The following is a 22353-nucleotide window of genomic DNA, read 5'->3' on the forward strand; positions in this document are numbered from 1 at the left end:
AGATGTTTGGGCAGTTTTTTTTACTAAAATTTAAAGTGCATTTTAATTGATTTTCTTGCATTTGAAAATAAAATTTTAAAAATCATTAAAAAATGAATACTAATCTCACTTTGTGCCCCAATTTTATTTTTTAAACACCTTACTATGATTATTATAAAAAAAAATACTAGAGTTTAAATGCTTTAGATCTTAGAACATTAGTTTTTTGTTGCTAAACAGTACTGTTAAATATTGTTTCATTTTATAATTTGCAACATGAAACTGTTGTTGCAACAGTTTTTTTATCTGCTTGTTTACTTTTGTAGGAAATAACATGGTTATATAAAAAATAAAATAATTGCTTACTTTTCAATATATTTCGGTCATTCATTTCAGAAATGTTTAACTTAAAATTTTTTCTTCAGCTGATCTCATGTAGCTTAGCCCTTCAATGTTGTTTATTTTCAAACCTGTTTTTTTTTTTAAAATATTTTAATAATTATTTTAAGTGGCTTATGATAGTGCCTGTTTTGTGAAGTGCTTCTTTCTGAACCAAAATGCTAGGTTAACTAATGCTATAAGAGCAGGGACTTCTACCAAAGGGCCTATAACGCCTGCAAAAGCTTGGCCGCTGTTTATACCAAATACGCCGATTGCCACAGCAATGGCTAATTCAAAATTATTGCCGGTTGCCGTAAAAGCTATAGAGGTCGTCTTTGAATAGTCAGCTCCAAAATATTTACCGATGAAAAAGCTGATGATAAACATTAAAGTAAAGTAAACCACAAGCGGAATGGCAATACGTACAACATCCATCGGAATCTGAACAATCAGTTCTCCTTTAAGACTGAACATTACAATTATTGTAAAGAGCAGTGAAATAAGTGTAATCGGCGATATAAAAGGCACGTATTTAGTGTTAAACCATTCAGAACCTTTCAAAGCTATCAAAGTATAACGGCTTATGATTCCCAGAGCAAATGGAATACCCAAATAAATGCCCACACTCTCGGCAATCTGAGCAATGCTGATATTCACCTCAAAACCATCATATCCAAAATAGGGAGGGAGAATGGTGATAAAAATGTAAGCATATACACTGTAGAGCAACACCTGAAAAATACTGTTAAGAGCAATAAGTCCTGCTGCATATTCACGGTTTCCGTCTGCCAGATCGTTCCATACCACAACCATTGCAATACAGCGTGCCAGACCGATAAGAATTACCCCGATCATATATTCGGGATATCCATTTAAAAAGAGCAGGGCTAATAAAAACATTAATACAGGTCCTACAATCCAGTTTAAGAATAAAGAGGCACATAAGATTTTTGTGTTTTTGAAAACCTGTCCCATCTGCTCGTATTTAACTTTAGCCAAAGGCGGATACATCATCAGGATAAGCCCTATTGCCAATGGAATGTTTGTTGTGCCGCTGGAAAAAGAATTAATGAAGTCTCCGCTTGAAGGAATAAAGTATCCTATTGCCACGCCTATTGCCATAGCAAGGAAAATCCAAATGGTTAAGAAGCGGTCTAGGACGCCTAGTTTTTTACGTTCGACGGCTGGAGCACATTTATTTGCTGACATTTTATTTTTTTATTTGTGAGAATACGTAAAACATTTCAGTTCCAATCTGAAGGCTGCGCTTCAGATAAGTTTCTTTCTGCTGAGGCGTACCGTCAGAAATTTTTGGATCTTCAAAGGTAATCGGGATTCTTTTCTCAGCGCCTGCTATAAACGGGCATCCGCCATCAGCCTGCGAACAGGTCATTATTGCGGCAAATCCACTTTCAGGATTGAAATCATCATCATAAGTTTTAGAAAAACCGATAACAGGAAGTTCATTAGCTGAATATTTTATTGAATAGATAGGGTTTGTTTCCTCTGAAAGAGTTTTTATCTTAAATCCTAAATCACCTAAAGTTTGGGCCACCATCGGGAATAGGGCAGTAGCTTCGGTTCCTCCTGAATAGCATGAGACATTTTTTATATCGTAATAGGTAGCGGCAGTCTGCGCCCATACCTGAGACAGATGACTTCTTCTTGAATTGTGCGTGCAGATTAGGTTTAGTCTGATTCCCAGATTACTGTCTGCTTTAGTCTGAATAAAGTCAATTAGTGGCTGCAGGATCGCTTTGCGTTCTTCGGAGATCTGTTTAAAATCAAATGATTTAACCGTATTCTCAATTTCTGGATATAACATAGTTTTTTGGCTGTAATGTTTTATCAATTATCAATTATCAATTATCAATTATCAATTATTAATTAAGATATTAACAACATCCTCCGCCTGGAGTACATGAAGAACCGTTGTCAATATTTAACTGTGATAATTTCACTTTAGGTTTATCTGACGGAATACCGCACTGTTCCTGAGCTAGACAGGCTGTCTTTTTATTGACTAAAGTGAAGTTTCGGCCGTTAAAATCCAAATCATATTTGCCAATAGTAGTATTCTGGTATTCAACTTCAATTTCATGATCTTCAATTCCTAGTACTTTTTCTGAAAGCTCAATGATGTGGATCAGCTTCTGCGGTTTAAGCCTGTGTTCGTAATCGTTAGCATCCCAAAGCTGAAAGTTCACAACAGTTTCCTTTCTCACTGTTCCACCACAGTCGATGAAGTTTTTGGTAACCAATCCTACTTCAGTTACGTGAAAATATTCTGGTACAAATGTGCCGTCAGGCAGTTCAAAATTTACTGCTTCCACAGTTTTAAGTACTTCTTTAATTTCTGAAAGTTTCATAATTTTTTATATTTAGTTAAACTATATTTTTTTATTAAATAATAACAGGACTTCTTCTTTCAAGAAGAACAGTATCTCTCCATATACCATTTTGTTTTCCTATTTTCTCCCTTGTTCCAAGTATCTTGAAGCCTGCTTTTTCATGGATACTAAGACTTGCTGCATTTTCAGGAAATATTCCTGCCTGGAGGGTCCAGATTCCTTCTGCTTCACTCTGTCGTACAAGTTCATTTAAAAGGTTAAGCCCGATTCCTTTTCCTGAATGTGCAGGATCAACATATACACTTACTTCTGCAACACCTGCATAAACGCAGCGAGAAGAAACAGGGGTAAGGGCAGCCCATCCGACTACTTTACTATCTTCCTGCATTGCAATTCTACAGGATACGAGATGTGACTGGTCCCAGTCTTCCCATGATGGAGCACTAGTTTGAAACGTGGCATTACCAGTGTCAATTCCTTTTTGGTAGATTAATTTAACCTGATCCCAGTCTTCGGCTAAAAGTTTTCTTATTTCCATATCTTTTAAATTAACAGCATTCGTTTTTCTTTTTAGCAAGGTGATCTGAAATATGCTCAAAGAAACCTTTTATCTTTTCAAGTCCAGGTTCATTGATACAGTAGCAGATAGAATTTCCTTCAATGCTTCCTTTGATCAAGTCTGCATTTTTCAATTCTTTCAAATGCTGTGAAACTGTGGGTTGTGAAAGAGGAAGTTCGTTTACGATATCCCCGCAGATGCATGCATCCACTTTTAATAAATATTCCATAATAGCAATACGCGCAGGATGGCCTAACGCTTTGGCTAAAACAGCCAGCTCGTTCTGGCTTTCTGTAAAATAATCTGTTTTTGTTGCTCCCATTGTATTATATTTATATTGCAATATTACGATATAAAATTTAATAGTCAAAGATTTTTATATTTTTTAACTTGCTTGATATTTAATGGTCAATTTTTTTGAAGTTCTTAAAATATCTTTAATGTATTATTAGGATCCCTTGTGGTTAATGGGTGTTACAGCGGTTTGAATCCTCACTAGTCACCGAATGTGACATTAAAACCGCTTATTTTCTGTCCGTAAAGACTTGGGTATATTACGAAATGCGCATAAAAAAACGCTAAAACATAAGTTTTAGCGTTTTTTAAGGGTTACCCCGATGCGACAAATTTCAGCATTTTTTTTGCATGATTTGAAGAAATTGGCTTATTATATGTAGTCATCTGTCTTCCAGTGGCTTTATGAATTTGGTTTGGATGTCCTGTTAGGGATTAATGTAAATTGTATATAACTTTTAATAAGAGTTGCAGATCAAATTCAAATCAGTCAGTCCGGATCAGCGTTTATTTTCTATTTTCAAAAGATACTCGTGTACAACTATTATGTCATAATATTTTGACTATAATTTATCTTTAAGACTGCCTTATCTTTTTTGTGGTAAAATTGCGGCAATGCAAGTATTCTTAAAAATTGAGTTATAGTTTAGGATTCTTGAATGGATCGGGTGTCCCAGGTTTAATGAGAGGATATTGAGCAGTGCTCTTTTCAAATTCTCCTACAATTTTCATCATTGGTCCGACTACCCAAGCATTTGGAGTTAAACTTACAGGGTACTCTTCTTTGGGATCAGTATACAGATCAAATATTTGCGGTACTCCGAGTTTGACTGCTGCGCTCCACCAATCCCTTTCAGGCTGGTAAAAAGCCATTTTATAATTTTTCCACTTAACGGCTTCTAACCGATCCGCAACAAAGACCGGGAATCCATCACGATTTGATGCTGTTTTGCCAAGGAAAAAATCAGATTGGTCCACGCCATCAATTGGGCGGTCGACAGGTTTAGCAGCACCCGCAATTTTTGCAAATGTTACAAATGTGTCCACTTCGTGTACAATCTCATTGCTTACGCGGCCTGCTGGAATCTTTCCAGGCCATCGGATGATGAAAGGTGTCCGCAGCGAACCTTCCATATGGGTAAAATAATAGCCGCTCCAAGGACCGGAAGATCCTTGTGAAGGAGCTGTAGGATCAGGACCGTTATCACTTGTAAATACAAAAATGGTGTTGTCACGAATTCCAAGCCTTTCAACGGCATCAATTATTTCACCTACATGACTGTCCATTTCAGCAAGTACGTCTGGAAAGTCACCGTTTCCCGTCTTACCGCTAAACTGTGGATTCGGCAGAGCTGGAAAATGAACCAGGGTAAAAGGTATGTAAGCGTAGAATGGTTTCCCTGCCTGTACGCTTCGCTGCATAAAATCGATAGTATGATGGGTAATTTCAGCATCAATTGTTCGACGTTTATCCAGATCATAGACCGCAATATCTCGGCTCTTTTCGCCTTTGCGTCCCTCCATAACCTGCATGAAAGGCATACCTAATGCTTTTGCTCCGGGCTGGGAGGGAAACATCGATTCATCTGTTGTCCGTGGAATTCCGTACCACTCATCAAAACCCTGATTGTTTGGAAGCCGGGATTGATCACTTCCTAGATGCCATTTGCCAAAATGTCCTGTTGCATAGCCTGCACTAGAAAGCAACTCTGCAAGAGTTACTTCCCATTGTGTAAGGCCATCAGGCAAACCTGGCAGCGGAACAGAATGAGTGCCTGATCGAATGGCGAAGCGTCCGGTTAAGATAGCCGAACGGCTGGGGGTACATTGCGCTTCAACATTGAAATTTGTTAAACGAGTGCCTTCTGCAGCCAGCTTATCTATCCGCGGTGTAGCAGCTCCTTGTATTTCGCCGCCTCCGTAACACCCTAATTCGCCATAACCAAGATTATCCATCAGGATAAAAACAATGTTTGGTTTTGCTGAAAATGCGGATGGTTTTTGCTGTGCTGTGAGATTTATTCCTCCACAAAAAGATACTATCAGAGAAATAATGATTGTTTTTGATTTGCTTGTTAACATATAAAGAGCTTTTGTTAATGTCAAAAATAAATTTTGGGCTTATTGCTTACCAGGACTTTTTGGTGCAAAGAATTTTACGCATGGTGCCAATGTGATAAAGAAAGAATTTCCCTGTGTACGATTAATTGCTCCGAGTTCAGACAGCCAGCGAATGCCTATGCTTGATTTTATAGAAGGAATAAAGATGTTAGCCTCAGCACCCAGCGCATAAATTTTATCCTTGTTTTTAAGTTCAAAAGTGCTGCTATTGATCTGTGGAATAGTCATTTCGTCTTGTCCTGTTTTAAACTGCATATAGTAGACCATCCCGGCATTAATGATCATCGGAAGCGGGTTATCCTTTACGGTTTTTTCCCAGGTTTTTCCCAGACCGCCTTCAATGGCAAGGAGGCTTCCAGGTTTTATTTCGTTGTTTCCAGTATCTTTTTTTTACTGTTTAAGGCATAGGAAAGCAAAGCTGAAATATTCCATTCTTTTTTGGTGTCAAAATAATATGTACTCCCAGCAGAGAATTCATTGGTTAAAATACCCATTCCAGAATTGTCATTTCCTCCCAATTCATATTTTCCTGTGGGAAGATATAAGGCATAGCCAACGGTAAAATCTGCCTTTTTGGTGTGCCAGCCTAATTGCATAGGTTGTACATATATATCGGTAAAAGCAAGTGATGATTTAGTAGAAATAATATCACCTTCAATTCTGCTAGAGGCAAAAGCTACTAAAACAGAACCTCCATAGTTGCCGCCGAGTATTTTCAAGTTAGTTACAAAATTTCCTCCAAAACCCACTAGAAACATATTAATATCTGGAATACTAAGTTTGTCCCCATCAGCGTTGAAAAGCTTGGAAGTCTGATAATCATATAAGGCTAAAGCAGGCATGAAAGAGGGATAGTATTATATAGTGGAATGGGTAATTGGTTGCAAATTATAATTTGCAACATGTTTTAAATAATAATGAGATATCACTGCATTATTCAATCTGTGTAATCATACGCAGGTGCGGACTGCCTTTATATGTTTTTCAGTGTTTTTGTATTGATGTTCTTTTGGGATTACTATGCGATTGATTTGATTTACTAGATCTTTTCATATTGTGTGACTATATAAAATAAAGATACCATTCAAATTTTATCGCATAAAAAGGAATCAGCTCCATGCTGCAAACTAAAAGCTAATTTATCAATATGAATTTATCTATAGGTTTCAACATTTCCTTCTCAATTAATATAACTAAAATCAAGAGTGGTAAAATGATAACTGCTGTGTAAAAATTGGTTGCATTTTATAATTTGCAACATAATAATTCAATTTTAAAATCTTTTTTATTGGTGTAGATTATAATTTTATAAGACTTTTTTTATTAGTAATCACTCAAATCAAAATTATGAAAGCAGGATTAAAACTAATTATAGCACTTTGTATATTTTCTCATCTAGTATCAGCACAGAATCCGCCAAAAAACTTTAAAGGCGAAATCAAGCTGGACATTCGTGATTCAAAAGGCGACTGGCCCGTATTTCTGGAGACAAAGGCACCAAAAGACGCACCTAATGTTCTAATAATATTGTATGACGATACTGGTTTTGCTGCATGGTCGCCTTATGGAGGACGTATTAATATGCCGACAATGGATGAGTTGGCCAAAAACGGTATCACTTATACCCAGTGGCACACTACATCGGTATGTTCACCGACCCGCTCCACGCTGCTCACAGGGAGAAATCATCATCAGAACGGATTTGGCTCTATTTCAGAATCAGCTGTGGGATTCCCTGGATACAGCGGACATATTCCAAAAGAAAATGCTACTCTGGCCACAGTTCTCCGTCAGGCAGGATGGTCTACATTCTGGATAGGAAAAAACCATAACGTACCTGTAGACGCACTTGATATGGCATCTTCAAAAGAGCGCTGGCCGCTTGGACTTGGATTTGACCGTTTCTATGGCTTTATTGGCGGAGAAACTAATCAATGGTATCCCAGCCTTATTGAGGATAACCACTTTATAGAACAGCCCCAGCAGCCTGAGAACGGCTATCACTTAAGTAAAGATCTTGCAGATAAAGCGATAGCTTATATACAGGATTCCAAACAGTCTAAACCTGACAAACCGTGGTTTATGTGGTACAATCCAGGAGCCAACCATGCCCCGCATCATGCCCCTGCAGACTATATTGCCAAATACAAAGGCAAATTTGATGATGGCTACGAAGCGTATCGTGACTGGGTACTTAAACGAATGACTGACAGGGGAATTGTGCCAAAAGGAACTAAACTGACTCCTTTGAATCCTATGCCGCCGGAAACATTCTCTAAGGATGATGCTGTCCGGCCTTGGAATACTCTTTCACCGGAAGAGAAAAAATTGTTCAGCCGAATGGCAGAAGTATATGCCGCTTTCTCGGAATATACAGATGCAGAAGTTGGACGCGTTATCAAATACTTAAAAGATTCAGGTCAATTTGATAATACACTGATCATGTACTGCGCAGACAATGGAGCTTCTGGTGAGGGATCGCCAAATGGATCTGTAAACGAAAATAATTTCTTTAATGCGTATCCAGACGATTTAAATGTAAATTTAAAAATGATCGATAAGTTAGGTTCACAGGATACGTACAATCATTATCCTACTGGATGGGCTGTTGCCTTTTCAACACCCTTTAAAATGTTTAAAAGATATTCAGGCTACAGCGGAGGTACAGCAGATCCTCTGGTAATCTGCTGGCCAAAAGGCATTAAAGCAAAAGGAGAAATCAGGGATCAGTACCATCACTGCACCGACATAGTCCCTACAATTTTGGAAGTATGCGGAGTGGCTATGCCCGACGTAGTAGACGGGGTTAGACAGACACCGCTTGCAGGGGTATCGATGAAGTATAGTTTTGATAATGTAAAAGCACCTACTGCAAAAAAAGTGCAATATTATGAAATGATTGGAACACGAGGCATCTGGAATAACGGATGGAAAGCTGTTGCGCTCCATGGTCCGGCACCTGTTGATATAGGAAACTTTGATAAAGATAAATGGCAGCTTTACAATACGGATATCGACCGATCGGAGTCCGATGACGTTTCAGGGAAATATCCTGAAAAGGTGAAAGAGCTTCAAAAAGTCTGGCTTGAAGAAGCAAAAAAGAATAATGTATTACCCCTAAATGATTTATCTATCCCTGCCTTTCACGGACTTCAGTATCATAAGGAAAATCCTGCTGACGGCAGATTTATTTACTATCCAGGGACAACAGAAGTGCCAGAAGCTTCTGCAGCCCCGACTCTTGGCCGTTCGTTTAAGATTCTGGCAGAAGTAAATTTAAATAAAAATACAAAAGGAGTAATCGTTTCTCAGGGCTCCCGTTTTGGCGGCTACAGCTTATTTGCAAAAGACGGCAGACTGGTATACGTTTACAATTTCTTAGGAAATGAGCCGGAACAGGTATTGACTTCACCGCTGCCTTCCAGCGGTCTGCATACTGTAGGGGTAGAATTTGTGAAGGAGAAAATGACCGAGAAGAATGAAACACTGGGAACCATGAAGCTTTACATTGATGGAAAAATGGTACAGCAGCAGCCATTTCGCACGCAGTCCGGACGTTATTCCTTATCTGGAGAGGGATTGTGTGTTGGCAGAGACAGCGGTGACCCAGTAAGTAGGCAGTATACATCTAAATTTGATTTTGCAGGAGGCAGCATCATAAAGGTGATTTATGATGTGGGGAATGACAGCTACCAGAATCTAGAAAATGAATTTAAAGTAAAAATGGCTAAAGAATGAAAATATAAGTCAAAAAAATAACACACATTTGTCACAAAAATTAGCAAGACCAAATAACTTCAACCTATTTTTTAGTAAAAGGGAAGGCTAATTATATAACTTCTGTATCAGCTGCTGAAATAAATTTTTAAAAGATTTGCTGTTAATAATAATAGCAATAGCATAAAAAAAATGGAGCCAATTGTCTTCAATTGGCGCTATTTGGCTTTGTGACCCCGACGGGATAAATTTCAACATTTTTTTTGGATGATTTGAAGAAATTGGTTTATTATATGTAGTTATCTGTCCTCAAGTGGCTTTGGTAAGTTGGTTTAGATGTCCTGTTGGGGATTTGTGGAAAATGTAGCATCAAAAAAATAAAATATTATCCTAATTTTATTAAAACCGCCTTAGCTTTTTTATGGCAAAATCAGAAGCAACTCTAATATTTGCATGCCACTATTTTGCCAGAAAAATTAGAATGACCAAATATTTTGTTTCATTTTATAAGATGAAACATATTTTTTTTCAATTTGCAAGGGTAAGTTAACTTTTATAAATAATTTTAACTAATGATTTTGATATTTAACTATTTAAAATATTTTTATGAAAAAATCATTTCTATACCTCTCTATGTTTTTGCTATTACTGTCTTGTAAAAAAGAACAAAAAGTAATTGATAATAATAATGTATCTAAAGTCGAAGCATTATCAGATAATGATATTTCAGATGCCTATTTATATCTGCTTGGGAGAGCATTTGTACTTAGACAACAGCGTCTTGATTTTGAAAAAGAAGGTTTTCAATGGAATAAAATTCAGTATCGCGCACCGGGTGGAGTTAACTGGGCGAATCCAAATTTGGACGTAGTCTACATGGAAGCCTGGATAGCGGTTGATGAGAATAATTATGTGATATTGGAAATTCCTAAAATTGAGGGACGTTATTACACCTGGCATATGCTAAATGGATGGGGAGAAACCATACTTAATATTAACGAGAGAACCTTTCCTCAAAAACCTTACGGTAAATATGCTTTATGCTTGAAAGGCAGTAATCAAAAAATACCGGGTGATGCACTTCGAGTTGATCTTCCCGTGAAAACATCGCGGGTTTTGGCGCGTTTGGAACTAGGTAAAAATATTCAGGAGGCGGTAATTCTTGAAAAGCAGTTTAAACTAATTGAAAGTGGCAAACCACAGATAAGGCCATTTTATAAGTTAGCTCACTTTACAAATGATAAATTGCCGGGAGCAGAACTATTTGATGACGCCAGTGGAATTTTAAACAGCGAGCCAGATATTAATAAAGGAATGGAAAGTGTACGAGCTAAAGTTAATGAGGTAGAAAAATTGGTAAAATCAGGAAGTGAAGCTAGAACCAGAGTGGATCAAATAATTAAACAGAAGTCATTAAAGGAGCTTGCTGAATTAATTAAAACGCCCGGAGAAAAACAAAATGGATGGTCGCATCCTGTTGGAATAGGAAATTATGGATCAAACTTTAAAACCCGAACCGTGGTTAATCTGGGAGGAATCTGGGCTAATAATTTACAAGAAGCCATTTACTTTATCAGAACGGGAAATGATGGAAGTGCAGTCTACACTCAGACTTTTGCTAAAAATGAGCTGCCTCAGTCCAAAGTAAAATATTTCTGGTCTGTGATCTGTGTTGACGGAAAAGAGTTTAAGGTGATTCCAAATCCTCTGAAAAGATATCTTTTAAATAATCAATCACCATTAAAATTCAATAATGATGGTTCACTGACTATTATTTATAGTCCTAAAAAACCTCAAAATTTGCCGGAATCCAACTGGATACCGACGCCTGAGGGTAAAAAATACAACCTAACTTTTAGATATTATGGACCATCGCAGGATATAATCGATGGCAGTTATTCTCCGCCGGATTTACTAAAGCAACAAACGTCAAAAATTAATTAACTATAATTATATGATCTCGGGGCTAAGTTAATAAGAGTAGAAAAGATTTGCTTTTACTAATAATAGCAATAGTATAAAAAAAATGGCGCCAATTGTCTTCATTTGGCGCCATTTGGCTTTGTGACCTCGACAGGAAACAAACATACGCGGTAATGTATTGTATATCAATTGTCATAGTTTTGTAGTGGGAAGTTTGTGGGAACTGGTTAATTAATTTGAAATTTTATTAGGTTTGCTCTCAATAAATCTTCATAAGCTTGGCTAGGATTACCAAAATAATCTTTTTGTAATCGAGGTTTAATTAAGAAGAATTTATCAATATAATGAATAACATTTGTACTTGATGAGTATGATCCTTTAAGTCTAAAGGCATAATGATCATAATAGGGATCATCTTTTGGCACAATTAACCAATTTTTCAACCCCTTTTCTTTTCCAATATTTTCACCCTTGTATAAAGGTCTAAAATTTCGAATAAGTGTTCTTATTTCTAAATTTGGAGTAAAAGCAAAAACATCAAATTTAACGTCTATATTTAAACTTTTTGCATCTTCTGAAAAAATTTCATACTCAATTTTATATGTTTTGCCACCAAAAGTTGTACTGTCAATTATTTTTAAAGCTTTTAAAGTTAATAATGGAGTTTCTCCATAATTATTTGTCACTCTAACAGAGTCTCTTAATTTTAAAACTTGATTTTTAATTGTGTCATACTGCAGACCTTGTTTTTTGAAAGCTAATGAAAGTCCATCAAAAATTTGATCTGTTGCATCTTTTACACCTGCTTTAATTTCTTTTGTTCTTGATGCTTCTTTTTGGTCTAGCTTTTTATCATTTTCTTTTGAAATATTTCGATTGTTTATGTCTTGCAAAAAAAGTGCTAACGCGACGAGAAAACCGAAGCCAATTGCTTGCTTGCCTCTAGGAGTATATCTTTTCCACTTGTACCATTTATATCTATGATCTGTTAAGCTTCCTTTTGCTGTAATCATTGTTAAAACAAATGTAAAAATGGCAATAATGGCAACATAGTAATAATTTTCAGTAATGGGTAGTTTTTCTAGCATAGTACGAGTATATTATTGTGAAAGAAGCTAATGTCTTTCTAATCGTTCAATTAGTTTGTTTTAAATTAATCATTGTTTTTTAATAAATGAATGTGTTTTTTTTAAAATACTGGGAAGTTTTTGGGAAGTAACGATTCTATATTTGCGCAATATAAAATCTTTATTTTAAGTTAATATGTTGTAAATCAAGTGTTTGCGAGTATTGCTTGTAACTATGTTTGAATCCTAGTATAAACAAGTAAATCCCTATGTATCAAATACATAGGGATTTCAAGTGACCTCTACGGGACAAATTACAATAAATTTTTTGGAAGATTTGAAGAGATTGGCTTACTACATGTAAAGCCTGTCTTTCATTGGCTTTATAATTTTGGTTTAGATGTACCGTTGAGGATTGATGCAAAAATTGTAAAAACTCAATTGATTTATCGCATTAAACTGATATATAAATTTACAAAATTTATGGAGGATTTTAAAAGAATGTTCTAAGTTAAGGCAGGATTGTCTTTCTTTGGCTCTATGAATTACTTTATGCGATTTAGGATTTGTGTCGCAAAAGTCGTCCCTTTCGCTTATTAAAAATCTATCTTAAGGTTAAAGTAAAAAGGTGAAGATAGTGTTTACCTTTTTACTTACAAATGTTCTTTTTTTTTGGAATTGAATTAAATACTTCATCCTTTTTAATTTTTTCCCATTCATCTTTTAACATGCTGTAAGAAACGGTATTTCGTCTAAATCCGTCAGACATTAGCGTATGGTTCCTTAATATTCCTTCAAATTTTCCTCCTATTTTTTCAATCGCTGTTCGAGATGCTATGTTCCTTTCGTCAGTTTTGAATTCAATTCTTTCAGCTCCAAGGATCTCAAAAGCATATTCTAACAGCAGGAATTTACAATTTCTGTTTAAACCTGTCTTTTGAAATTCTTTGGCATACCATGTGCCTCCAATCTCCAGTCTGTCATCTGCATTGGAAATATTAAGATAACTTGTACAGCCTGCATATTTATTTCTAATTTTATCAAATACGCAAAACGTATAACGATTTTTAGATAATCTATTTTCTAACGCTTTTCCAATATATTTTTCTAATAACTCTTTATTATAAATAGGAGAGGGAGAATATTGCAGTAAATCTGTATCAGCTGTAGCAGCAGCAAAAAGATTTATTAGATCATTTTCCATTAATGGTCTTAGTAGCGCAAAGTCGTTCTCAAGCTGTATATCGTTTTCAAATAAAAAATTCACGGTTTTTGGAATTACAGTTTTGCAAAAATATACAGTAAAAGTATGAATATATAGTGAGATTTTTTAATTTTTCAGATAACCATAATATGAAATAAAAGCTAAAAATACGAATCTTAGCTACTTAGCTTTTGTGTCAAATTATAAGTTAATTAGTTTAATATTTTGGGCTTTATTTTTTTGTTTTAACATTCTTGTTGAAAAATTGTTATCGTTTTTTTATAAACTCCTCTGAGGATAAAATATCAAAAAAAAACTAGGCAATAGTCTTTTTTTTAATCAGAAATAAATCAACTTTTAATCTATGTTGCGCAACAATATTTAATATCAAAAAATTACGATAAACCAAAAGAGAAAAAAATCCTATATCCTTAATGGGATTTCGAACCACCGTTCAGCTTCGATTAAATCTCTGATAGCGCCACTTTAAGACTGTTTATTTCAAACAGACTAAGAATTTCTTGTGAAAAAATCGAACCGCAAATATTAGGCTGTGAAGGCTTGAAAAATCTATATGTTTGGGCATAAAAAAAGAGACAACTATTGTCTAGTTGTCTCCTTAAGTGACCTTACTGAACAATTTACAAACCATTTTATGAACGATTTAAAGAAATTGGCTTATTTTCAAGTGAATTTGTAAGATAATTTTTTGATTTTTTGTTTTGAAGCGGTTTGCATGTATCGTTAGGGTATGTATTGAAAAACGTTAAATAACTTTATGCTTTTATCTTTTAGCTGTAATAATTATTTGTTGGGTAGATACTTGCATATCCAGATAAAATATAGTGATTAAAAATAAAATATTTATTTAAGAAAATGAATATCAAAATTTGTTGATGATATAATTCAACCTTTCAGATAAAACAAACTTTAGATTTTTTAATTGTGTAAGATTTAATACAGGATATTATTTTATTTAATTTTTATAATGCTTTAAATTGATCGCGTTAAAAGAATATGAAATCATTAAGTAGCTCCAAATAGCAAGTTTATTTTCATCTTGTATTTTTGGCAGATATTGCATTGCGTTTGTTGATTTATAAAAAGAAAAGGCATAATTAATTTCCAGTTCTTTGACAGGTAAGTACTTCAAAGAAAAATCATTTTCATATCCAAGAAACTTTGTCATTTTTTGACCCAAATTATTTAAAAGCGGGTATCGAGTATAAAAAAGGTGAAAATCAGAACGAAGAGATAGTTTACTATTTAAGGGAATTACGGTAAATAGATAAGGATTTACTAAACCTTTTCCGTTAACGTCGGAGGGAAAACGGGTAAAGACATTCATATTTCCATTGAACTTCCATGTCACGCCATATAAGACATCAAAATCTCCCGAACTATTATCTGATAGATTAGGACTGCTGCCACTAATTATTTCTGCACCTAAACGCCAAGTAGATTTCAATAGAGATAATTTAACTTCAGGTTGAAAATAGTAAGTAAATAATTTTTGACCTTTTGAATTACGTCCAAACTGCCAATATGAATTTAAAGTATAATACTATTGTTTCGTTTTAAATTCTATTCTTCCGCCTGCTGTTGCACGAGTATACAATTTCCCTGAACTTGAGTTTTCTAAAAAATCAACAGCATTCAATGAATTAAATGAAAATCCATGATTGTTATTGTAATTGAGACTATTTATCAACAGGTATTTATACCTATTTGATGCAACAGGAGAGTAGGCTGACTCAAATTCAGTGCTGTAGTTTCTGGTAAACAAAAAGAAAAAATCATTAGAGAAATATTTTGAGTATTTCATTATCCGTATTCCTTCATGGGCTCTCCCTTGCTGTGCCCAAGGAGCATCAGAAAATAATCTGCCATTATCTAATAAAACACTTTGCCTTCCCAATCGTACATTTAGAGATTTAATCTTAGTCTCAAAATACAATTGATAAAAATTAATGCTTCCAACTTTGGAAGCTTTGCTGTTTTCATCCCAAAGATGAATTTCCTGTAAATCGGATTTAATAAGCCATTTTTCTCTAGCATACTGCATAGAAATTCTGTTTCTCTGGGTAATAATAAAATAAGGATCAATTGAATCGTTGGGAGGAAGAAAATAATTTGAAGTATATTCGACTCTTGGTCTGATTTCAATATTCATTAGAAACTGTTGGGATAAGCTATTTTTTTGCTGTGCGTATAATTGAAATACACATAAATTAATAAAAAGTAATAAGATTTTTTTACTCGCAAGTATTTTGACTATCATACTTCTAATATCCTATAGAATTAGTGTATAAAAGTAATAATAGTATTCATATTTACAATATTATAATTACGTTTGATAATCCGCATTTATAATTTGTTCTGTTAAATCAGTAATGCGATTAGAGCCGGCACTTCTACCAAAGAATCTATGACAAATGCAAAAGCCTGAACGATGATTATTACCAATACTCCATGCATGCAGCAATGTTAAGCTGGAAAATACTGCCCGTCGCTGTTAAAGAAGATCAAAATCTGTCTCACAATTTGTGTGAAACAGATTTTTTTTGGTTTCTCTATTGGTGCAGCGATAAAAAAAATAATTTTGAAGAACATTCTATACTTTTAAATTACCAAATATCATAACTGTAATATTTTTAATGCTCCTCTAGCGACTATGAAAAACACACAAACACCAATAATAAGATCGGGTACCATTGAATTAGTAAAGTATACTAATATACCAGCAATTATGACTCCCATATTAATTACAATATCATTCGAAGTAAAAATCATACTAGCTTCCATATGTGCCTCTTTACTTTTAGATTTTTGAAGCAGGTAAAGGCATAACGAATTACCTACAAGTGCAAATAATGAAACTATTATCATAGTTCCGTATGCAGGAATATGGTCTGAGTCTACAAATCTTCTTAAAACTTCAATAAGTCCCAAAACTGCAAGACCAATCTGAAAATAACCACTTATTTTTGCTACACTTCCTTTTCTTGAAGCTGTGCTCCCGACAGCAAACAGAGCTAAACCATATACAATGCTATCGGCGAACATATCCAAACTGTCGGCAACCAATCCCATCGAATTGGATATAAAACCTGTAATTATCTCTATTAGAAAGAATGAAAAGTTTACAATGAGAACCTGCCATAATAACTTACTTTGCTGTGAGTCACTGTTTGTCTCTACATGTTCTGATGTATGTTCTGATGCCAGCAGAGTGCTGTCCAGATTAAGAGTATCAATTGCATTTGTTATAAGAGTGTCGTCGTCCGTATGATAGATCTTTAATCTTCTGTTTGCAATGTCAAAATCAAGCTGTTTGATTTGTTCTAAACCAGCGAGCTTCATTCGTATTAATTGTTCCTCACTGGGACAATCCATTTTTCTTATATTATATATACTTTTTTTCATAAGACTATATTTTAATCTTAATACCTGCATTTACAACAAATCCGTCTAACGGTGCATAAATATCTTTGAAAACAGGATTTGAAATTGGTCCTGTGTAGATACTTCCAAATTTTGTCTGTCTGGTATCAGTAAAATTTTCAAAATTGGCAAAAATTGAAAAATTTTCCCAAAGCTTTTCTACCATGAAGCCGAAAATCCAATATTCCCTTCCAGTTGTACCATCACTTAACTTTTGAGGACTGTAATAATAAGCTTCTAAACCAGCTTTCCATTTATCTTCGACTTCATACATCAAAACATTATTTAATCTGTGTTTAGCAGTTAAAGGATTTTGAGATTTTATGCCATTGTTGTCTATCGAAGCATCAGTAAAAGTGTACCCAACAAATAGTTTAAAATCTTTATAGCCTAATTTCACATTTGTTTCTGTTCCTTTTGTATCTAAATATCCATTAATATTTACAAATTGGTAAAGGTCATTAGGAAGCGAAGTTAAAATCAGTGGATTATCAACATTTGTATAAAAGAATAATTGATTCAATGATAATGAAATATCTTCGGTAATTTTAGTTTTATAATTCACATCAAAGTTAAGTCCGTAACTTTTTTCAAGTTTATTGAAATCACTATTAATAGGGAGTACATTTTGATATTGAATACGCTCGCTTTCTTCGGTAAAAATAGTTGGTGTTTTGTAGCCTAAACCGCCACCAAGTCGTGAAGTAAGTTTGGAATTAATTTTAAATAAAGCTGAGATTCTAGGTAATAATGAGAATCCGTAATCAACAACATAATCACCTCGAAGACCAGTCTCGATATCCAGCCATTCTTTAGCTTTGACGGTATTCTGAACAAAAGCACCATAAGTGATCTGATTATAGTTTCTTAATGGAAAAGCTGTCTGGCTGTTTTCAGTAAACTTGTCAGTATATAAATTTCCACCAGCAACCCATTCTGCAATTTCTCCATTTTTAGAATAGCTGATTTCTGAGAAAGTACTGTTCTGCAGGCCATCAAAAATATAGTCAGGAATAGTTATAATGCGGCTGAAATTATTAAAACTGTTTTTAATGGTAATAGATTCCTGATCATTAAATTTATGAGTAAGGGTGAACTGAGTGCTTATTCTCTGCGTTTTATTTTTTTCGAAATAACTGTCAGGGTATTTATTTTCGTCTTTTATATAGTCAATATTCCCGCCGATACGATTTTCAAAAACTGTATTAATGCCAAAATTTAGTTTAGTGTTTTCATTAAAATTGACAAAAAGTTTTGGATTAAAATTAAAGCGTTCGAATTTTGGAATCGCAGTAAGCTGTATATCAGCAGGGTCATAAGGAGCGTTTCGGTCATGAGATGCAAAAACAGTCAATCCAATTTTATCAAACTGCTGGGAATAAAAACCATTAATATTCAAACCAAGAGCGGAAGTCCCATTAATTAGAAATCGCAATTCTCTTTCTTCGGTAGGGGTTTTAGATACAAGATTAACCAAACCTGCAATTGCACCACCTCCGTAAAGGGTAGAGGCAGAACCTTTAATTATCTCAACCTGTTTTAAATCTAACGGAGGAGTCTGCAGCAATCCCAGTCCGCTTGATGCACCTGAGTATACAGGAAAACCATCTTTTAAGATTTGTGTATATCGTCCGTCTAGTCCCTGAATTCTGATTGAAGAATTTCCAGAAGTAGCTGAAGTCTGCTGGGTCTGGATTCCGGTACTTTCATTAAGCATCATACGGATATCCCCCGGTTTCATATTTGCTTTTTCTTCAAGTTCTTCTCCTGCTATAAACTCAACTCTGGTTGGAATATTGCTGATTGTTCTTGTACCTCTTGTAGAAGTTACCACTATTTCTTTCATTTCTTCGGCTTCTTCTTCCATTTCACTTTGCAATGCAATTTCTATAAAATTGACAGCTGCAGGCACTTTAAAAAGTGTTTTATTGGGAGCATAACCCTCTATTGAGATCGATAATGTGTAGTCTCCATTTTTAAGGTTTTCGATAATGATGTTACCATTATTATCTGATGACAAAACTTCATTGGTTTCTTCAATTTTAGCTGAAGCACCTTTTACAGGTTCATTGGTTGATGTATTTTTTATATGGAATGTGATTTTATTCTGTGCCTGTACAGTGCCAATAGATGCTATTGCCACAATCAATAAAATATATTTAAACATTTGTGATTTCTTAATGTTAATAAAGGTGATAAGCCCGCTTAATTGAAGTTAAGCAGGTAAAAGCGGTATTTTATTAAGAAATTTTAGGAGGCTGCCAGATTTTGCAGATGAAAGAAGAATCGACAAATTTATAGTATGATAGTGTCTGTGAAGCTTCTTCAATTGTGAATTCTAATTTTTCGGTAATAATTGAAGAATTAAAGTTTATTGTAAAACCAATACAGGTTCCACAGGAATAAAATGGCGAACATTTTCCATTGCATTCATCACCGCAGTCATGAGACTCACCCTTGCAGTTTTTTTCCACTCTACACTCAGAGTGTTTAGCAAACGCAGAGCAAGGTACTGTCGAAAGAAACAGTACAATGAACGATAATATTGTTACCCATATTTTCACGCGTCAAAATTATAAATATTTTACTTAGTAATTTCATGTAATTGTTTTTCTTTCGGCTAAGTTTTCTGTTTTTTTGTTAATATAAATATAAAATTATTGTGCTAGTCTTATATAACAAGGATTAAAGTGGTTTGTATTCTGTCAAGTCACCTTTTAAAATATTCAAACCATATATATTTATAGGTAAAAGTCTGGTTAAATACAATTTAAAAGCATAAAAAAAACGCTAATTCCTCGGAATTAACGTTTTTTTAAGAAGTGACGTTTAGTTCACAATTTACAAATCATTTTATGAACGATTTAAAGAAATTAGCTTATTTTCAAGTGAATTTGTAAGATAATTATTTTAAAAGTTTGTTGATAAGCGGTTTGTATGTATCGTAAGGGTTAAATGTTAAAAATCGTTAATTCAGTAATAGATGTGATTTCTGTCATAATAACTTATAGATTTAAGTTGAAGAGAGCGAAAAAAAATGTCATCAGTAAATTTAAATTATTATTCTTAAAATTTTATAATCAAAATTTGTATATGATAATCTATTGTCCATTAGAAATTATTCAATTTAGCAACATTTTTTATCTTGCTGAATTGGTGGACATGGCACAGTTCCATAACTGCAATATACACAGCAATCACCTTGATTTGGTTTAAGAGTTTGTTTGCAGTTCTCACATTCGTAAAAAAATTGGCATGCATCAGTTGGCATAGTTTCTTCTTTACTGTGGGAGCAAAGGGGGCAGGTTATTATTGATTGTAGAACGATTTTCATTTTAATTTTTTGTTAGTTACTGTATAGCCTGTTGAATTTATTGCTTTTTCAATTTCATTAATAGTAGTTTTGGAATTATCAAATTCTACAATTGCGTTACCATTAGTATAATTTACATTTGAATTTATTATTCCAATCAATTTATTCACTTCGTGATTCACGTGTTTTTCACAGCTGGCACAAGTCATTCCGCTTATTCTAAACTCAGCTTTTTGAGTGCTGGTCTTTTTCACGACCAAGACTTTCTTTTCTGTATTTGGATAAAAAATGCTTGAGTAGTAAGGAAACGAAAGCATGAGGGCTGCAATTACTGTAATTATTCCTAAAAACATTTTTGAATTAACGAATTTCGTATTTTCTTCTCTATCGCAGTTACAGTCTATCAGCTTTTTAGTTTTCAGCTTTTGATACCAAGATAAACCAATAATTATAACAGTCAGGCCGATGAAATAAGGCCTCATTGGTTCAAGCCATGAAAAAGCAGAAGCAATCCCGCTTGTTCCGGCAACTAATGCTAATATGGGAGTAATGCAGCACAATGAAGCAGCTAATGCTGTGAAAAATCCGGCTCCGATCATTTTATTCTCTGTTTTCATATTTTTTCTAAAATTTCATTTTGTGCTAAAATTTCGAAGAAAGGTTTCAGCATTTTTTCATATTCCTTTGTCAATGAATAGAAAATGGTCTGCGCTTCCCGTTTAGTTTCAATAAGTTTTCTGTCTTTTAGTTTCCGTAAGTGCTGTGAAATTGCAGAAATACTCATTTCAAGAATATCACTTATGTCACAGACACAGAGCTGTTTTTCTTCATAAAGTAAAAAGAGAATTCTTAATCTCACATTATTGCCAGCCAATTCAAGCCCACTTGATAAATAGTCAAATGAGGTATTGAGTTCTGATACTCTGTCTTTACAGCGGATTATTTGTTTAATATCTGCTTGCTGTCGTATACAAATTATATCTTCCATAATGCAAATTTATACTTTTTGCTTATTTAAGCAAATGCTAAAATACAAAATAATTGAATTAAAATTTTGAATGATTCCTGCCCATAAAAAAAGACAACTTTTTGAGTTGTCTTTTAAACAGTAAAGCGAAATATTACTTTTTGCAATCTTTCGGAGCACAAGTTCCCGAATCGTCACTACAGCAATGCGTAGAACATTTTTCAGTGCAGTTTTTCTTTGCATCAGTTTTTGATAAGTTCGCATAAGCGAAGATACTTCCAGCAGACAATACCAATGCTGCAAGAGTAATGTACATTTTGTTTTTCATAATTTTAATTTTAATGATTAATACTACTTAAGACGCACTAATCTAAAAATGATGCAGGCTTTGCTGATTTTTTTTTTTTAACAGCCTGAATTTTCTATATATGAAGTTTTCAAAAATGATTCGGTGTTATCAGCATTTTCCTCCGCTGCATGATTTTTTAGAGGTAACGTTCATAATATTTCCACGGCGGTCTAATTCAATACTGCAGCAATCCAGAAGCATTTCCTTTAATTTGGATCTGCCTCTTTGCACTCTAGAACGGATGGAAGGGTAGGCAAGGCTGTATTTTTCTGTTAAGTCTTTCTGTTTAATTCCATGTATTTCGCTATCCATGATAATGTCCCGATAGTCTTCCGGCAACCGTTCAATGAATTTTATCAGACAACAGTCCAGGCCTTCCGAAGTATCAAGATCTGTTTCATGCATTATTTTTTGCATCATACAATCGGTCAGCTCTGATTTTTTATTATTGGAATTTTTTCTATAATAGTCAATAATGGAATTTCTTGTGATCGTGAAAATCCAGCTTTTTAGTTTGCCTTCGTCAGTTAGTGATCCTAAATTCTCGTTTATCTTTATAAAAACTTCCTGCAAAACATCAGATGCATCGTCGGTATCATTAATATGAGCCTTAATATACCTGCCCAAAATGATATAAAACTGATTGTGAATAGTATTTATTTCCAAACTCATAGATTTTATGTT

Annotated in this window: 22 protein-coding genes; 2 read left to right on the forward strand and 20 right to left on the reverse strand. The window is 34.3% G+C overall.

Features of this window, described 5'->3' with window-relative positions; translation table 11 throughout:
* Positions 1-492: 492 nt before the first annotated feature.
* The 8 genes from arsB to FF52_RS05630 form a co-directional block, all read right to left on the reverse strand.
* Positions 493-1569 (reverse strand): ACR3 family arsenite efflux transporter, encoded by a 1077-nt coding sequence (gene arsB / locus FF52_RS05595; RefSeq protein ID WP_008463688.1) that lies wholly within the window; start codon positions 1567-1569, stop codon positions 493-495.
* 1 nt (position 1570) lies between these two features.
* Complete coding sequence (locus tag FF52_RS05600; RefSeq protein ID WP_008463690.1) at positions 1571-2185, reverse strand: low molecular weight phosphatase family protein; 615 nt, start codon at positions 2183-2185, stop codon at positions 1571-1573.
* Between the two features lie 70 nt (positions 2186-2255).
* Positions 2256-2729 carry a DUF6428 family protein gene (locus tag FF52_RS05605; RefSeq protein WP_008463692.1) on the reverse strand — a complete coding sequence of 158 codons (474 nt, stop codon included), beginning with the start codon at positions 2727-2729 and terminating at the stop codon, positions 2256-2258.
* 34 nt (positions 2730-2763) lie between these two features.
* Positions 2764-3249, reverse strand: coding sequence for a GNAT family N-acetyltransferase (locus FF52_RS05610; RefSeq protein ID WP_008463694.1), 486 nt, complete (start codon positions 3247-3249; stop codon positions 2764-2766).
* Positions 3250-3259: 10 nt separating this feature from the next.
* Positions 3260-3592, reverse strand: a complete 333-nt coding sequence (locus FF52_RS05615; RefSeq protein WP_008463695.1) for an ArsR/SmtB family transcription factor — start codon at positions 3590-3592, stop codon at positions 3260-3262.
* 611 nt (positions 3593-4203) lie between these two features.
* On the reverse strand, positions 4204-5670 hold the full coding sequence (locus FF52_RS05620) for an arylsulfatase (RefSeq protein ID WP_237718530.1): 1467 nt from the start codon (positions 5668-5670) through the stop codon (positions 4204-4206).
* A 15-nt stretch (positions 5671-5685) separates the two neighbouring features.
* Entirely contained in the window at positions 5686-5970 is a 285-nt protein-coding gene (locus FF52_RS05625; protein WP_008463697.1) for a hypothetical protein, read from the reverse strand.
* A 77-nt stretch (positions 5971-6047) separates the two neighbouring features.
* Entirely contained in the window at positions 6048-6527 is a 480-nt protein-coding gene (locus tag FF52_RS05630; RefSeq protein WP_008463698.1) for a transporter, read from the reverse strand.
* Positions 6528-7032: 505 nt separating this feature from the next.
* On the opposite strand from FF52_RS05630, the gene FF52_RS05635 reads away from it, so the two are divergent.
* Positions 7033-9423 (forward strand): arylsulfatase, encoded by a 2391-nt coding sequence (locus FF52_RS05635; RefSeq protein ID WP_008463699.1) that lies wholly within the window; start codon positions 7033-7035, stop codon positions 9421-9423.
* A gap of 585 nt (positions 9424-10008) precedes the next feature.
* Positions 10009-11346 (forward strand): DUF1214 domain-containing protein, encoded by a 1338-nt coding sequence (locus tag FF52_RS05640; protein WP_157498523.1) that lies wholly within the window; start codon positions 10009-10011, stop codon positions 11344-11346.
* 206 nt (positions 11347-11552) lie between these two features.
* Here the strand turns inward: FF52_RS05640 and FF52_RS05645 are convergent, their stop codons facing one another.
* From FF52_RS05645 to sigZ, 12 genes are all read right to left on the reverse strand, one after another.
* A complete protein-coding gene (locus tag FF52_RS05645) occupies positions 11553-12338 on the reverse strand; it encodes a hypothetical protein (RefSeq protein ID WP_157498525.1) in 786 nt (261 codons plus the stop codon).
* Between the two features lie 703 nt (positions 12339-13041).
* On the reverse strand, positions 13042-13659 hold the full coding sequence (locus FF52_RS05650; RefSeq protein WP_008463702.1) for a GNAT family N-acetyltransferase: 618 nt from the start codon (positions 13657-13659) through the stop codon (positions 13042-13044).
* Positions 13660-14572: 913 nt separating this feature from the next.
* Entirely contained in the window at positions 14573-15064 is a 492-nt protein-coding gene (locus tag FF52_RS23105; RefSeq protein ID WP_012025082.1) for a hypothetical protein, read from the reverse strand.
* Positions 15065-15160: 96 nt separating this feature from the next.
* Complete coding sequence (locus FF52_RS23110; protein ID WP_052017586.1) at positions 15161-15769, reverse strand: hypothetical protein; 609 nt, start codon at positions 15767-15769, stop codon at positions 15161-15163.
* A 464-nt stretch (positions 15770-16233) separates the two neighbouring features.
* The gene (locus FF52_RS05660; RefSeq protein WP_035691042.1) at positions 16234-17022 is read right to left on the reverse strand and encodes a cation transporter; all 789 of its coding nucleotides are present in this window, start codon (positions 17020-17022) and stop codon (positions 16234-16236) included.
* A 4-nt stretch (positions 17023-17026) separates the two neighbouring features.
* Positions 17027-19207 (reverse strand): TonB-dependent receptor, encoded by a 2181-nt coding sequence (locus FF52_RS05665; RefSeq protein WP_008463705.1) that lies wholly within the window; start codon positions 19205-19207, stop codon positions 17027-17029.
* A 73-nt stretch (positions 19208-19280) separates the two neighbouring features.
* Positions 19281-19604: a DUF6660 family protein gene (locus FF52_RS05670; protein WP_012025079.1), complete on the reverse strand. Its 324-nt coding sequence runs from the start codon at positions 19602-19604 to the stop codon at positions 19281-19283.
* Positions 19605-20167: 563 nt separating this feature from the next.
* Positions 20168-20374 (reverse strand): GDCCVxC domain-containing (seleno)protein, encoded by a 207-nt coding sequence (locus tag FF52_RS23855; RefSeq protein WP_012025078.1) that lies wholly within the window; start codon positions 20372-20374, stop codon positions 20168-20170.
* Complete coding sequence (merTP, locus tag FF52_RS05675; RefSeq protein WP_008463709.1) at positions 20371-20970, reverse strand: mercuric transport protein MerTP; 600 nt, start codon at positions 20968-20970, stop codon at positions 20371-20373. The genes FF52_RS23855 and merTP overlap by 4 nt, the downstream gene beginning before the upstream one ends.
* Positions 20967-21341 carry an ArsR/SmtB family transcription factor gene (locus FF52_RS05680; protein ID WP_008463711.1) on the reverse strand — a complete coding sequence of 125 codons (375 nt, stop codon included), beginning with the start codon at positions 21339-21341 and terminating at the stop codon, positions 20967-20969. The genes merTP and FF52_RS05680 overlap by 4 nt, the downstream gene beginning before the upstream one ends.
* 133 nt (positions 21342-21474) lie before the next feature.
* Positions 21475-21648, reverse strand: coding sequence for a hypothetical protein (locus FF52_RS23595; protein WP_157498527.1), 174 nt, complete (start codon positions 21646-21648; stop codon positions 21475-21477).
* A gap of 129 nt (positions 21649-21777) precedes the next feature.
* Positions 21778-22341 (reverse strand): RNA polymerase sigma factor SigZ, encoded by a 564-nt coding sequence (gene sigZ, locus FF52_RS05690; RefSeq protein WP_008463713.1) that lies wholly within the window; start codon positions 22339-22341, stop codon positions 21778-21780.
* Between the last annotated feature and the right edge of the window lie 12 nt (positions 22342-22353).

This window comes from Flavobacterium sp. F52, from assembly GCF_000278705.1.
In the GTDB taxonomy this organism is placed as follows: Bacteria; Bacteroidota; Bacteroidia; order Flavobacteriales; family Flavobacteriaceae; genus Flavobacterium; species Flavobacterium anhuiense.